The sequence below is a fragment of the Rhizobium sp. Root1220 genome, from assembly GCF_001426265.1.
In the GTDB taxonomy this organism is placed as follows: domain Bacteria; phylum Pseudomonadota; class Alphaproteobacteria; order Rhizobiales; family Rhizobiaceae; genus Rhizobium.
Genome location: NZ_LMDG01000033.1, coordinates 36,999 through 50,630 on the forward strand (window position 1 = coordinate 36,999; position 13,632 = coordinate 50,630).

Below are 13,632 nucleotides of genomic sequence, written 5' to 3' on the forward strand. Positions count from 1 at the left end.
TCCTTCTCCCTTGGGATGATGGTCGCAAATATCAGTGACAGCAGGATGGCGACTTTTCCGCAGGCGCGTATTCGTCGTGACGTTTGATGAAATCCATCGTCGCGTCTTCGTTGCGGCCCTTGGGCGCCCGGTCGAGGATCATCAGGGTGCCGACCATTTCCTCCAGTCCGCGAGCGTAAGTAGAGTAGGTGTGGAAGATTTCACCCCTCTCGTTCTTGTAAAAGGCACTGCAGCCCGGCAGCTCATCATTGGCATCGGCGGATCCGATGGGCGTGAAATTGTAGAAGACCTTGTCCCCGGAAAGATCCTCCTGGCTGAAGGAGACGTGGTAGTCGAAGTTGAAATCGTTGCCGAAAGACGACGCCCAGGGAAATCCCCAGCCCATTCGCGCCCTGTAGGCCTCGATCTTGGCGAGCGGCGCACGGGAAACGGCGACCCAGGTGACATCGTGGTTGTTGAGATGCGGCAAGGTTCCGTCAACATGGTCGGAGAGAAAGGAGCAGCCGGGGCAACCGGCGTCCCAATCCGGGCCGAGCATGAAGTGGTAGACCAGCAATTGGCTGCGACCATCGAAAAGGTCGGACAGGTTTTTCTTCCCCTGCGGCGTGTCGAAGACATAGTCCTTGTCGACCTTCACCCAGGGCAACGCCATGCGCGCGGCGTTGACTTTGTCCCTGAGACGCGTTGCTTCCTTCTCCTTCAAAAGCAGCGAGCGGCGGGCGTCGAGCCATTCTTCACGGGAAACGACTTGGTTCTGCATCATGTGCGCCCTCCTCCGGCGCGACCGAGACGGTCCATTCTCCTTTTCCTTGACTATTTACATTGATATCAATAGAAAATGATCATGTCAAACGCGATAGAAATTCCCTTCTCGACAACGCTGCTGGTGCGAGACACCTGCCTGTGCCTGCATGTCCAGCGGGCGGCACGTGCTCTGGCACGACTTTTCGACGATGCGCTTCGCCCGGTAGGGCTGACGAATGGCCAGTTCTCACTGATGATGTCGCTGAACCGACCCGAGCCGCCGCCGATGGGACCGGTGGCCAGCCTCCTTGCGATGGACCAGACGACGTTGACGGCGGCATTGAAACCCTTGCAGCGCAAGGGTTGGGTGATGGTCACTCCCAATCCGAAGGACCGGCGCGGACGGCTGCTCAGCCTGACGCCGGAAGGCAAGGCTGTGCTCCTGACGGCATTGCCGATCTGGGAGGACACGCACGCGAGCCTTGAAGCGGCTTTGCCGGGCGGTAACGCCGGCAAGCTGCGGCAGGATCTGCAAGCGCTTGCCTAGCTGCGTGAGATACGCGGGTCGCTTGCGAAGTTTTCGCGGGAAAAGCCGATCCTCGCTCTCGGAAATTCGCAGATTGCCTGAACGCCGGTCGCCGAGAGGCGGATGCGCCATGTCTGCCGCTCCACCGGTTCTCGCGCCGCGAAGCCGAACGCGCTCAACAGCGCGATATTCCGACCATGCTGCGGATCTCGAATGGATTCGTAGAGGACAGCCTGACAGCCGGCCTCCCGAGCAGCGTCGGCCAGCGTCTGGCAGGGTGCATAGTTCAGCGGATCGGCCCAGAGGGCGCGGTCGGCATCCAAAGGCGGCCTGGTAAGGTCGATCGCAGTCGCTGTGGCGATCGCGACCGCGAAGGCGGTGTATTCGGCGGCATTGGCGGGGAGCGGTGTCCGGGGAGACTCGGAGAAGAACAGCAAACGGTAGAAAGCCATCTCGGCAAGCGCCGTCTCCACCTTGCCGGAAGCATAGAAGACGCCGAGCGTGCGCCCTGCCCTGCGGAAGCGCGAGCCATGAGGGTAGACGGCGCCATAGCGGAACGGGGTTGAAAGAAGGTAGTCAAGCCCGGCACATTCGGGTGGCAGGGAAGGCTTGCTTTCCTCAAGCACGCTCTCGAGCAGCGCCTGCTCTTCCAATGTATCGACGATCTTCAGCGTCGAGATCTGATGCTGTGCCTCGACCAAGCGCCAGAAGCGGCCCGAGACCGGGCGCGCCTCAGACGACAGCACGGCGGGCGTCCAGGTAGGCAAGGACATCGGTCAATCCGGAAATGCTGACGATCTTTTCGAGCGGGGAAGCGCCGAGCGCGGTGTTCATGTTGCGCAGCCACTGCCGGGCAACGGCCTCGTCGCCGCCGACGATCGCATCAAGCGAACGGAACAGACGAACGAGCAGAACGGCGAGCTCAAAGGACTTGGAGCCGCGCTCCAGCATGTAGTCTTGCCGCTTCATGCGCGAGACAGTGGCCTCCGAAAGGCCGAGAACGCCGGATAGCGTGCGCGCGCTGATGCCGAGACGATCGGCGGCGTTGACAGCAGCCTTGGTAACAACCGCAGCTTCCGAGGCCTGCACACCAGAGATCGCGTTTGCTATAGCCATGGTCACATCCTTTCCTTGGAAAGAATATAGCGATTTTATTTCAGATGAAAAGGGCGCCATGCACCGCATGGCGCTCTTTTGCTTAAGCTGCTCAGGCGACCGTGACTGGAACTTCAGTCGAGGTGCGCATGGCGTGGCTGTAGGGGCATACGATGTGGGCGGCAGCGGCCAGCTTTTCAGCAGTCGCCTTGTCCAAACCGGGAATATTGACGGTCAGGGCGACCTCGATACCGAAACCGGCACCGTCTTCGCGCGGGCCGATACCGACAGTGGCGCTGACAGTCGTGTCTTCCGGAATCTTGACCTTTTCCTTTGCGGCGACAAATTTCAGGGCACCGAGGAAGCAGGCCGAGTAGCCGGCTGCAAAGAGCTGTTCCGGATTGGTGCCGGTCGCGCCGTCGCCGCCGAGCTCCTTGGGAACGGTCAGCGTGACATCGAGAACGCCGTTTTCGGAAACGGCGCGGCCCGCGCGGCCACCGGTGGCGGAAGCTTTGGTCGTGTAGAGGATTGGCATGTCAGTCTCCTTTGCGTTGGGGTTGGATTTTGTATATTGCGCAATTAAATTGTACGCAAGTTACTTTTGCAAATTGCATTCGGAATCTTTAAAGACGACACTGCCACCCTGAGGAACGATGACAATGAAAGCGCGGACGGCAAAGACGATGAAAATACCGGACGGAGAAAAGCGGCTGGAAAGACAGCTATGCTTTGCGGTCTACTCAACGGCGCACGCATTCACGCGCGCCTACAAGTCGATCCTCGACAAGGTCGGTCTCACCTACCCGCAATATCTGGTCATGCTGGTGCTGTGGGAAAAGTCGGAGCTGCCGGTAAAGACGATCGGGGAGCAGCTTGATCTTGATTCCGGCACGCTCTCGCCGCTGCTGAAACGCCTGGAGCACAACGGCCTGATCACCCGGACGCGCGATGCCCGCGACGAACGGCAGGTCATCGTCTCACTGACACCAAAGGGGCAGGCGATGCGCAGCGAGATCGACATAATCATGACATCAATCGGTGACGCTACCGGATGCACTCTCGACGAGATGGCAACAATTCGGGAAGCGCTGCAAAGGCTGCGTGGAAATCTGACCGCGACGGCATAGTTTGCAAGCGCCGAGGCCGAGTGCCGATTGCGCACGGCTGCGGCCGAGGACGGCGTCGAGCCCGCAGCCGCCGCACGTGGCTCAAATGTGATGAGCGGCACGACTGCCGCCCATCCGAATCCCGACTACTGCCAGACGACGATCGGCGCCTTGTTCGGCACCCGGTCGTAGAGGTCGATGATGTCCTGGTTCAGCAGGCGAACGCAGCCCGATGAAACCGCCTTGCCGATCGAACGCCAATCCGGATTGCCGTGAAGTCGGTAGAGCGTGTCTTCGCCATTCGAGAAGATATAGAGCGCGCGTGCACCGAGCGGGTTTTTCAGCCCCGGCTCCATGCCGCCATTCTCGATCGAATACTTGGCGAGCTCCGGCTGGCGGGCAACCATCTCGTTCGGCGGCTTCCAGCGCGGCCATCTCTGACGCCACTGAATGACGCCCGAGCCCTGCCAGGCAAAGCCTTCGCGGCCGATGCCGACGCCGTAGCGCATCGCGGTCCCACCGGGCTGCACCAGATAGAGGAAGCGCGAGGGGGTATCGACGACGATCGTGCCGGGAGGCTGGCCTGTCGGGTCGATGACCTGCTGTCGATAGAAGCGCGGATCGATCTGCTGATAGGGAACGGCGGGGATGAGGAACCCGCCATCCTCGACCGGCCCGTACATGACGGCAAGCTCGGCGTCACTCGGAGCCGGAACCGTCTGGAATGCACGAATCGGATTCGGGAATGAAATCGGCTGCTGGGTGGGGCTTCCAGATGTGGACGCGCATCCTGCCAACGCCGAAGCCGCAGTCAAAGCCGAAAGGGAGAGAAAGCTGCGGCGGGAAAGAGTTTTTTCGAAGTTCATAACGCGTGTCTGGTTTCCTTGTGCGCGGGAAGGACGAACGCCCTTCCCGGAGGGTTATTCAACGCCGGTGAAGACGACAAGAAAACTATCTCGTTATGCCGAATAAGCCATAACCTCACGAAGACGTGTCCCCCTGTGGGCACACGATAAACCTCGCCCTGTTGCGCGACTACATCACGACAATCTCACTCTTGGCCGGAACACGATCATAAAGGTCGACCACGTCCTGATTCAGCATGCGCACGCAGCCCGACGAGGTTGCCTTGCCGACCGATTGCCAGTCCGGCGTTCCATGGATGCGATACAGCGTGTCCTGCCCATCCTTGAAGATATAAAGAGCGCGTGCGCCGAGCGGGTTTCCGAGGCCCGGATTCATGCCGCCGTTCGCGGCAGAAAAGGCACGGACGTCCGGCTGGCGCGAGACCATTTCATCCGGTGGCGTCCAGCGTGGCCATTTCTGCTTCCACTGGATGACCCCGCGGCCCGACCAGGCGTAACCTTCACGGCCGAGGCCAACGCCGTAGCGCATCGCCTTGCCACCCGGCTCGACAAGGTAGAGATGTTTGCTGCTGGTATCGACAACGATCGTGCCGGGCTTCTCTCTGGTGGGGTAATCCACCTCCTGACGCAGATATTGCGGATCGACACGGCTAACGGGAACGGCCGGAAGCGTGAAATCGTTGTCGCGCAGCTCGGCGTACATGGCAGCGTTTACGGGATTGGTGACTGGCAACCCGTAGGTTCGGCTGGAGCTGGCGCCAGGGATGCCGTAGCTCTGATTGTACAACGTCGCCGGGACGCCTGGCCTTTGCGGCACTGGCGCATCTATCGCCCTGACGCGGTCGGGATTGACACCGGGAGGATGATAAAACACCGGCGACGTCTCCTGGGCGAAGCGGGCAGGATCGGTCGCACCGGTATCCGGAACAAGGATGTTGCAGCCACTCAAGCAGAGAGCGGACACTGCAAGCCCGGCAAGGCCCGGCATCCGGCTGAGAAAAATCATAGACCTACCCTCATCGACGACAGCGACACGTATAGCTGCAACAGCAATGGCAGCGTCGGCTGGCGCGAAGCTGATCAGCTAGGCCGAGATGCCTTGAAAGAAACGGATGCTTTGTACGATCTCCGTCGGCAGCGCCGAGGTGTGGTCGCCTTTTACCGTATCCGTCTCAATACGCACACCGCCGGCGCGTGCGCGGCTGGCGAGCAGACCGGCGCGATCGTTGAAATGCGGCTCCTCCGTGCCATGAACAACACGAACCGGGCACTTGAAGCTTTCAGCATAGCAGAGCGCCGTGCGCACCTCGAACTCATGGGCGTTTTGGACGTCGAAGCGAATGTCCTGCGGGTAGCGCTTGAAAAAGCGGAAGCCGTCCGGATTTCCCGAAATCGGCGCCGCAGCCCGGAACTTGTGGCTGCTCATCGCTGCCAGCATCGTCAGCGTGCCGCCAATGCTATGGCCGGCGATAAAGAGGCGATTCGGATCGACGCCCGGCAGATGCTGCAGGCGATCGGCGGCGGCAAGCACGTCGTCGACTTCGTCGTAGAAACCGGAGAAATTGCCCATCTGGCCGTTTTCGCCGCGCAATGACGGCATCATCACGACAAACCCGGCATCGGCATAGGCCTTCAGCAACTCCCAATGGCCGATGCCCATCGCATTGCCGCCGTGCAGGAAAAGAACCGCAGGTTTCGGTTTTTGCTCGCGCTTGTATTTGGAGAGCCAGGCGACGAGCTCCAACTCGCCGCCGTAGCCGGAGCGGTAAAGTATCCTGTCTCCGTCGGCAGGCGTGTCGAGCGGTTCATACCTGTCGGGAGCTGGCCCCTTCTGCAGCAAGCTGGTCCGAAAGCGCTTGCGGACCTTGGCGTAGTCATGATTGATCAGCCTCGGCAACTCGGGCACATCAAAGGCGTTTGCCATGCGCGGGAGAACGAGGGATCCGGCCAGGCCCGCAAGAACCATGCGGCGTTGGCGGAAAAAAGAATTTCCTTCGTCTGACGTCATTTCATACTTCCATCGTTCCCGGTGAACTAAAAATGGCATCGGGAGGACCCGATATCCAACACACGTTGTGTTGAAAAAGCGATCCTGCGTCGTTTTGCCGTCATCTATACTTCATTGCTGCGTCTTGGCATCGATCATCGCTACCAGCGTCTGGAGGCGATCGGCCTCATACGACGGCTTTTCCGGGCGAAGCCGGGCGATGCGGGGAAAGCGCATGGCCACGCCCGATTTGTGACGGGTCGATCGATTGATGCCCTCGAAGGCCACCTCCACGACGAAACCGAACTCCCGATCGGCCCTGACGGCGCGAACAGGGCCGAAGCGCTCGGTGGTGTTGTTGCGGACGAACTTGTCGAGGACTTCCAGTTCGGCATCGGTGAAGCCGAAGTAGGCCTTTCCGACGGGAACCAGCTGCTCGCCATCCGGCGTTTCCGTCCAGACGCCGAAGGTGAAGTCGGAATAGTAGCTGGAGCGCTTGCCGTGGCCGCGTTGCGCGTACATCAGCACGGCATCGACATTGTAGGGATTGCGCTTCCACTTGAACCACGGCCCCTTCATGCGTCCGGCCTGATAGACGCTGTCCCGCCGCTTGATCATCACGCCCTCGATCACCGGATCAGGTGGGGTGGAACGCAACTGGTCGAGCTCATCCCAGGAATTGAAATCAACCAGCGGCGACAGGTCGAAGCGGTCGTGCGGTGCATGTTCGATGACTTCCGACAGCCGGTCGCGGCGCTCGACATAGGTGCTTCCCCGGACATCGGCATCGCCATCGAACAGCAGATCGTACGCACGAATGAAGGCCGGATATTCCTCGAGCATCTTCGCGGTTACGGTCTTGCGGTTCAGGCGTTGCTGCAGGTCGGAAAACGTCCGCGTCGGATTGTTGGAGCGCGCCGTGCCGCCCACCAGCAACTCGCCGTCCAGCACGCCGTCGAAACTGAGCGACTCCAGAATGTCGGGAAAGGCAGCCGAGATATCGTCACCGGAGCGGGAGTATATCTTTCGCGTCTCGCCCGAACGCGACAGCTGGACGCGGATGCCATCCCACTTCCATTCCGCTGCATAGTCAGCCGGATCGAGACCATCCAGATCCCCCTCCTGCACCGGATTGGCCAACATGACCGAGTGGAATATTGCTGGCGTCGCCAGCACCGGCTTGCCGCCCCTGCCCTCCAGCCATTGGAACAGCGTCTCATAAGGCGGTTCCAGACCATGCCAGAGCGTCTCGATCTCGGTCACGTCCCGTTCGCCGAGATCGGCCAGCGCCTGCTTTGCCAGCCGGGCGGAAACGCCGATGCGCAGCGCCCCGGTCGCAAGCTTGATAAAGGCGAAGCGACCGGAGGCATCCAGGCGGTCGAGCAGGTCGCGCACGAAACCGCGAACCTCGGTGCGACCGAGCGAGTTCATCTGCCTCACCACATCGCCAAGCCGCGGTTGTACCAGAGCCGAACGCTCGATGTCCTTCTCGTTGTCCCAGACCAGCGAAATCGTCTCGGCGAGATCGCCGACATAGTCGTAGGAATAGCGGAACAGAACCTCGTCCATGCGCTCCAGAACGAGTTCGCGCAGCATGCCGGGCTTGACGTCGCGAACCTTGAGCGTTCCCGCTATGGCGGCAAGGCCGTAGCCCCGATCCGGATCCGGTGTGTCGCGGAAGTAATCGGTGAGCAGCTTCAGCTTGCCGTTGCGGGCGGGTGTCAGCACCAGGCGATCGAGGAGGTCGGCGAAAGCTTTCATCAATCCCCCTCGTCTTCATAGCCGACCAGATGCAACGGCTTTGCCTTGATGCCCTGCAATTGGCACCAGCGCACCAGGGCCTCCTCGCGGCCATGCGTCACCCAGACCTCGGCGGGATGCAGCTCTGTGATCGTTTCGGTGAGTTCCGGCCAATCGCAATGGTCGGAGATGACCAGCGGCAATTCCACGCCCTGCTGCTTGGCGCGCTGGCGCACCATCATCCAGCCGGAGGCAAAAGCCGCCAGCGGTTCGTTGAAGCGCCTTGCCCAGCGGTCTGCGAAAGCCGAAGAGGGGCCAACGACGATCGCGCCCTTGAAGGCCGCCTTGTCACGACTTTCAATTGTTGCCGGAAGCAGCTCGCCAAGATCGATTCCCTGCCCGACATAGTACTCGCAGAGGCGCTCCATCGCGCCATGGATGTAGATCGGCTTGTCATAACCGGTATCGCGCAGGAGCCGGATCACCCGCTGCGCCTTGCCCAGCGCATAGGCGCCGATCATATGCGTTCGCTCGGGAAACTGCCGCAGCGACGCATAGAGCTTCCCCATCTCGTCAGCGGGGTCGGGATGATGGAAGACCGGCAATCCGAAGGTCGCTTCCGTAATGAACACATCGCAGGGCACGGGCACATAGGCCGCGCAGGTCGGGTCGGAACGCCGCTTGTAATCGCCGGAGACGACGATCCGGGTGCCGCCCTTCTCGATGGCGATCTGCGCCGAGCCGAGCACATGGCCGGCGGGGTGAAAACTCACCTTGACGCCATTCACCATCAACTCCTCGCCGTAGGCGGCTGCCTGCCCGCTGACGCAGAAGTCGTCGCCATAGCGGATCTTCATTATGTCGAGCGTCTGGCGGGTGGCGAGCACGTTCACGTGGCCGGACCGGGCATGGTCGGAATGGCCGTGGGTGATCAATGCCTGCTCCACCGGCCGCACGGGATCGACATAGAATCCTCCCTCCGGGCAAAAAAGCCCCTCGGGCGCGGGATAGAGCAGTGTTTCGGGTCTCATCCGCCTAGAGATAGCGGCAAAGGATGGAAGCGCCAGTGGCGACACGTCTCATTGCCGCGAGCAGGCGGCAGTTCCCTACTCCTGTATCAAAACGAGACATGTCCGATGGCATGCTTCCTGCTTGTTAGCCGTGATGAAGAAGCCGAGATTTGCACCGTCCCGCCGTAATCTGCTCCGAATGGCCGCAGGCTCCGCGATGGCGCTTGTCGCGGCGCGCAGTTTCGCGGCGGCGCGGCAGACGGATCTGCGCGGACCGATCGACGCCGTGCAGCTCGAGGCGTTTCCCGTCGCGACCGACCGGAAGAGCGTTAGCCTGCAAGCGATGATCGATCGGGCGTCGGCGGCCAACGTGCCGGTTTTCCTGCCGCCGGGCACCTACAAGGTGTCGAACCTCGTGCTCCCCGAGAATACCCGGATCACAGGTGTCCCCGGTGCCTCGCGTATCGTCTATACGGGCGCAGGACGTCTGTTCAGCGCCGAGAATGTCAAGCGGATCGAGCTTTCCAACATCGTCATCGACGGACAAAACCGATGGCTTGGCGACGACGACGCCGCGCTGGTGCAGTTTACCGGTGTTGACGAGGTAGTGATCGACAACTGCGAGATCGGCGGCAGCCGCAAGCATGCCGTGCAACTTGAGCGTTGCGGCGGACGTATCGAGCGAAGCCGCATATCGGGCGCTGCACAATCGGGCCTCTACGCTGTCGAATCCCTGGGCCTCTCCGTCACCGGAAACGAGGTGTTCGATTGCGGCAACGGCGGGATCCTGGTGCATCGCTGGAAGAAAGCGGCAGACGACAGCATCGTCAGCGGCAACCGGGTCTACCGGATCCGGGCGAACGACGGCGGCACCGGTCAGAACGGCAACGGCATCAATATTTTCCGCGCCGACAGCGTGATGGTGACGAACAACCACATTTCCGACTGCGCCTTCACCGCGATCCGCGCGAATTCGGCATCAGACATCCAGATCACCGGCAATCAATGCCGGCGCTCGGGCGAGACGGCGATCTATGTGGAGTTCGAATTCGAAGGTGCCGTCGTTTCCAACAACCTGGTGGATGGCGCTGCGAACGGGATTTCCATCGCCAATTTCGATCAGGGTGGACGGCTTGCGAGTGTGACCGGCAATGTCGTGCGCAATCTTGCTCTCAAGGGACCTTACGAACATGAAGTCGGCTTCGGCATCGGCATCGCCGCCGAGGCCGATACGCTGGTGTCCGGCAACATCATCGAGGGGGCGCCGCGATGGGGCATGCAACTCGGCTGGGGACCCTACCTGCGCAATCTCGTCGTCACCGGCAATATCGTTCGCAAGGCGCCTGTCGGCTGCGCCGTGTCCGTTGCCGATGGCGGGGGAACGGCCGTCATCACCGACAACGTCTTCCAGGAAGTGTCCATTGGCGCCATCCTCGGCTTCGAGTGGGACAAGAAGGCGTCCAGGGAATTGGCAACTTCGGCGACCTCGCCCTACCCGCAGTTAACCATCGAGCGCAACCGTATCTCGTAGTGGCTATCAAAAGCTTTGATCGATCTATAAGGACCGGGTCCTTCCGCTGGGCCGCATCTGATCATAGTTTCGGCGCAGCACATACGAGGGGATATCTGATATGCTGACAATCTACGGTGTCTATCGCTCGCGCGCCTCGCGCGTCTACTGGATGGCAGGGGAGCTCGGGCTGGAATTCACGTCTGTTCCCGTGCTGCAGGCGCGGCGATTGGACAACCCGCTCGCATCCGATGCTGCAATCAACACCCTGTCGCCGGATTTTGTCGCGATCAACCCGATGGGCCTGATCCCGGCTATCAAGGACGGCGATCTCGTCATGCATGAATCGCTGGCGATCACCCTTTATCTCGCGCGCAAGCATGGCGGGCCTTTTGCCGCACAAACCATCGAGGAAGACGGTTTGCTGACAATGTGGACGATATGGGCAGCAGCCGAGGTCGAACCGCACTCGGTCGAGATCGTCTATACCTATGACAACGCGGCGGAAAAGACGGAAAGCGGAAAGGCCACGATCAGCGTCGCCTGCCGATCGCTGAAGAAGCCGCTCGCGATTCTGGAAAACCACCTTGGCGAGAGCGAATACCTCGTCGGCGGGCGATTCACGGTGGCGGATCTCAACCTCGCCGAAGTGCTGCGCTACGCCCAGACCGAACAGGCGCTCTTCGACGCGCATCCCAACGTAAACGCCTGGATCAAGCGCTGCCAGTCGCGGCCGGCCTATATCGCCATGCAGGCAACCCGCTCTCAGGAGCCTGCTTGATCAGGGAAAGAGCTTAAGAGTGCCGGCCATTTCCTCACGGATCCAGGCCTTGAAGTCCCTGACTTTCCTTGGTTCGCGTGAACCTTCGGCCGTTACGAAGTAGTGGCCGAAGCCGGTCTTTGCGCGAATCCCGAACGGCGCGACGAGTTGCCCTTGTTGCAGGGCATAGCCGGCAAGGGTCTGCCAGGCCAGCATGACGCCTTGCCCGGCAATTGCGGCATCGAGACACAGCGACGCGTCGTTGAAGACGTGGCGGGTTTCAAGGGTCGAGCCCGGGAGACCCGCTTCCCGCATCCAGACTTCCCAGGAAAACATGGCGCGTCCGTCGATGATGGCGGGAAGGCCCAGGAGATCGGCAGGTTGGCGCAGTCCAGCCGCCATCGCCGCCGAGCAGACGGGGAAGACCTCCTGCGCGAGAAGCATTTCCGCCTTCACATCCGGCCATTGGCCGCTGCCGACACGGATGCCGATATCGACGTCACATAGCGCCGGATTGACGAGCTTGGTGGTCGCGTCCATTCGCAGGCTGATTTCCGGATGGCGCTCGGCGAAGCGATCGAGCCGATAGACCAGCCAGCGTGCAGCGAAAACCGGCGCCACGGAGACGGTCAGGACGCTGTCATCCCGGCGCTGCGCCATGGCGACGGCCTGAGAGAGCGAGCCGAAGCCTTCCGAAAGCATCGGCAACAGCCGCGCGCCCTGCTCTGTGGCGACCATGCCCTTCGGCGTTCTCTCGAACATCAGATAGTCGAGTTGTGTCTCCGCCTTGATGACCTGCTGGCTCACCGCGCCGATCGAGACCCCCAGTTCTTCGGCAGCCGCCTGCAACGAGCCGAGACGACCGACGGCTTCCAACGCCCGCAAACCGTTCAAGTGAACCGAGTTGAGATTTCGCATATAGTTTTTCTACAGCATACGCCTTTTATTCTCAATTGAAAGTTCGGCGCGGGATGCCGATAATCCAGCATCGAACGCGGAGGACCAAGCCCTTTCCGCGATACGAAAGCGAGGCACGCCATGCAATTGCTGCAGTTTTTCTTGAGCTCAGAAATCGTTGAGCCACCCTACGTTGCCGATGTCGCTCGTGACCCGTTGAACGATCCCGACCTGGCACGAATGTCACTGCGGGCGCTGGCCGACCTGCCGATCAGCCCTTCAACGCCCTCACCCAAGCCGGAGACGCGATCACACGCCAGGTGCGCATGATGCACCAAGTCTGCTAGTTTCGTCCGGCAACGGTAGCCGGGGAAGCGTAATGGACAACGTCGACAGCATATTCAAGCGGCTACGACATCTTGCCGCCGAGGCAAATTTGCCGGGCGTCGAGGAAAGCACGTCCTATGGAAACCCCGCCTTGAAGGTGGGAGGGAAATCCTTTGTCGCGGTCAAGGACAACGAGACGATCGTGCTGTCGATCTCGATCGACGACAAGGAGCGACTGATCGAGATGGCGCCTGACATCTACTATCAGACGGCTCACTATGTCGGCTGGTCATTTATGCCAGTTCGCATCGCTGCCATCAGCGATGACGAACTGAAGGACAGGCTGATTGGCGCGTGGCTGTTTCGCGCGCCGAAAAAGCTGGCCGCAACGTTCGGGCGTTAGCCAGGCGCCACGACGCCCTAGATCTGATCGCGCTCAAGCGCCCGTTGTACCGCGGGACGTTCCATCATGCGGGCGTAGTGCGCGGTCGCCTTGGCAAAGCGCATCGGGTCGACACCGTCCCCACGCAGCCAGCCCGTCATGACGAAAAGGTAGGGGTCGGAAACAGAGTAGTTTTCGCCCAGCACCCACGGCCCCTCCAGCATCGTTTTCTCGATCAGCGCGAAGCAGTCGGCCATGGTCTGCGGAACCTTTGCCTTCATCGCTTCAAGGGCAGCTGGATCGTCGGCCCAGCGACTGCCGCGACGCCCGTGCGCGTGGTTCACATGCACCGTGGAGCAAAGATAGTTGTTGAACCCCTGCATGCGGGCGAACGCGAAAGGCTCGTGCGGCGCAAGCCGCGCAGCCGGCGCAATCTGTGCGATGTAGGCAAGGATCGCCGGTGTTTCCGTAACCACGCCGTGGTCGGTCACAAGAGCCGGCACACGGCCTTTCGGATTGATCTGCAGATACTGGGGAGACTGCTGCTCCGTCTCGGCGAAATTCACCTTTTTCGTCTCAAATGGCAAGCCGGACTCTTCAAGCGCAATGAGACTTGCCAGCGCGCAGGTGCGCGGCGCGAAATACAATGTCAGCATATGGGACTCCTTTTTATGAGTCCTTA

The 13,632-nt window shown here is 60.9% G+C and carries 16 protein-coding genes; 5 read left to right on the top strand and 11 right to left on the bottom strand.

Going from position 1 to position 13,632, the window contains the following annotated elements; genetic code table 11:
• Positions 1-31: 31 nt before the first annotated feature.
• Positions 32-760, bottom strand: coding sequence for a thioredoxin family protein (locus ASC90_RS19270; protein ID WP_056544874.1), 729 nt, complete (start codon positions 758-760; stop codon positions 32-34).
• Positions 761-844: 84 nt separating this feature from the next.
• Between ASC90_RS19270 and ASC90_RS19275 the strand changes: the two genes are divergently transcribed.
• On the top strand, positions 845-1,291 hold the full coding sequence (locus tag ASC90_RS19275) for a MarR family winged helix-turn-helix transcriptional regulator (protein ID WP_056544876.1): 447 nt from the start codon (positions 845-847) through the stop codon (positions 1,289-1,291).
• On the opposite strand, the gene ASC90_RS19280 is transcribed toward ASC90_RS19275, so the two are convergent.
• The 3 genes from ASC90_RS19280 to ASC90_RS19290 form a co-directional block, all read right to left on the bottom strand.
• Entirely contained in the window at positions 1,288-2,043 is a 756-nt protein-coding gene (locus ASC90_RS19280) for an RES family NAD+ phosphorylase (protein ID WP_056543789.1), read from the bottom strand. The two genes, ASC90_RS19275 and ASC90_RS19280, sit on opposite strands and share 4 nt — an antisense overlap.
• Entirely contained in the window at positions 2,003-2,386 is a 384-nt protein-coding gene (locus ASC90_RS19285) for an MbcA/ParS/Xre antitoxin family protein (RefSeq protein ID WP_056543792.1), read from the bottom strand. Before ASC90_RS19285 ends, ASC90_RS19280 begins: the two co-directional genes overlap by 41 nt.
• 91 nt (positions 2,387-2,477) lie before the next feature.
• Entirely contained in the window at positions 2,478-2,900 is a 423-nt protein-coding gene (locus ASC90_RS19290) for an organic hydroperoxide resistance protein (protein WP_056543795.1), read from the bottom strand.
• Between the two features lie 124 nt (positions 2,901-3,024).
• Here ASC90_RS19290 and ASC90_RS19295 point away from each other — a divergent pair, with 124 nt between their 5' ends.
• Positions 3,025-3,492 carry a MarR family transcriptional regulator gene (locus tag ASC90_RS19295; RefSeq protein ID WP_156393063.1) on the top strand — a complete coding sequence of 156 codons (468 nt, stop codon included), beginning with the start codon at positions 3,025-3,027 and terminating at the stop codon, positions 3,490-3,492.
• A 125-nt stretch (positions 3,493-3,617) separates the two neighbouring features.
• Here ASC90_RS19295 and ASC90_RS19300 read toward each other — a convergent pair whose 3' ends face one another.
• The 5 genes from ASC90_RS19300 to ASC90_RS19320 all read right to left on the bottom strand — a co-directional run bounded on the left by ASC90_RS19300 (position 3,618) and on the right by ASC90_RS19320 (position 9,095).
• Entirely contained in the window at positions 3,618-4,337 is a 720-nt protein-coding gene (locus ASC90_RS19300; RefSeq protein WP_056543803.1) for a L,D-transpeptidase, read from the bottom strand.
• 169 nt (positions 4,338-4,506) lie between these two features.
• Positions 4,507-5,343 carry a L,D-transpeptidase gene (locus tag ASC90_RS19305; protein ID WP_056543806.1) on the bottom strand — a complete coding sequence of 279 codons (837 nt, stop codon included), beginning with the start codon at positions 5,341-5,343 and terminating at the stop codon, positions 4,507-4,509.
• A gap of 78 nt (positions 5,344-5,421) precedes the next feature.
• Entirely contained in the window at positions 5,422-6,345 is a 924-nt protein-coding gene (locus ASC90_RS19310; protein ID WP_056543809.1) for an alpha/beta fold hydrolase, read from the bottom strand.
• A gap of 111 nt (positions 6,346-6,456) precedes the next feature.
• Entirely contained in the window at positions 6,457-8,085 is a 1,629-nt protein-coding gene (locus tag ASC90_RS19315) for a cisplatin damage response ATP-dependent DNA ligase (RefSeq protein WP_056543812.1), read from the bottom strand.
• Entirely contained in the window at positions 8,085-9,095 is a 1,011-nt protein-coding gene (locus tag ASC90_RS19320) for a ligase-associated DNA damage response exonuclease (RefSeq protein ID WP_056543815.1), read from the bottom strand. Before ASC90_RS19320 ends, ASC90_RS19315 begins: the two co-directional genes overlap by 1 nt.
• Before the next feature lie 133 nt (positions 9,096-9,228).
• Between ASC90_RS19320 and ASC90_RS19325 the strand changes: the two genes are divergently transcribed.
• Positions 9,229-10,605 carry a TIGR03808 family TAT-translocated repetitive protein gene (locus ASC90_RS19325; protein ID WP_056543817.1) on the top strand — a complete coding sequence of 459 codons (1,377 nt, stop codon included), beginning with the start codon at positions 9,229-9,231 and terminating at the stop codon, positions 10,603-10,605.
• A 100-nt stretch (positions 10,606-10,705) separates the two neighbouring features.
• The gene (locus tag ASC90_RS19330; RefSeq protein WP_056543820.1) at positions 10,706-11,365 is read left to right on the top strand and encodes a glutathione S-transferase family protein; all 660 of its coding nucleotides are present in this window, start codon (positions 10,706-10,708) and stop codon (positions 11,363-11,365) included.
• On the opposite strand, the gene ASC90_RS19335 is transcribed toward ASC90_RS19330, so the two are convergent.
• Positions 11,366-12,262, bottom strand: a complete 897-nt coding sequence (locus ASC90_RS19335; protein ID WP_056543823.1) for a LysR substrate-binding domain-containing protein — start codon at positions 12,260-12,262, stop codon at positions 11,366-11,368.
• Between the two features lie 358 nt (positions 12,263-12,620).
• Between ASC90_RS19335 and ASC90_RS19340 the strand changes: the two genes are divergently transcribed.
• Positions 12,621-12,971: an MmcQ/YjbR family DNA-binding protein gene (locus tag ASC90_RS19340; protein ID WP_056543826.1), complete on the top strand. Its 351-nt coding sequence runs from the start codon at positions 12,621-12,623 to the stop codon at positions 12,969-12,971.
• A 17-nt stretch (positions 12,972-12,988) separates the two neighbouring features.
• Here the strand turns inward: ASC90_RS19340 and ASC90_RS19345 are convergent, their stop codons facing one another.
• The gene (locus ASC90_RS19345) at positions 12,989-13,606 is read right to left on the bottom strand and encodes a glutathione S-transferase family protein (RefSeq protein ID WP_056543829.1); all 618 of its coding nucleotides are present in this window, start codon (positions 13,604-13,606) and stop codon (positions 12,989-12,991) included.
• Positions 13,607-13,632: the final 26 nt, after the last annotated feature.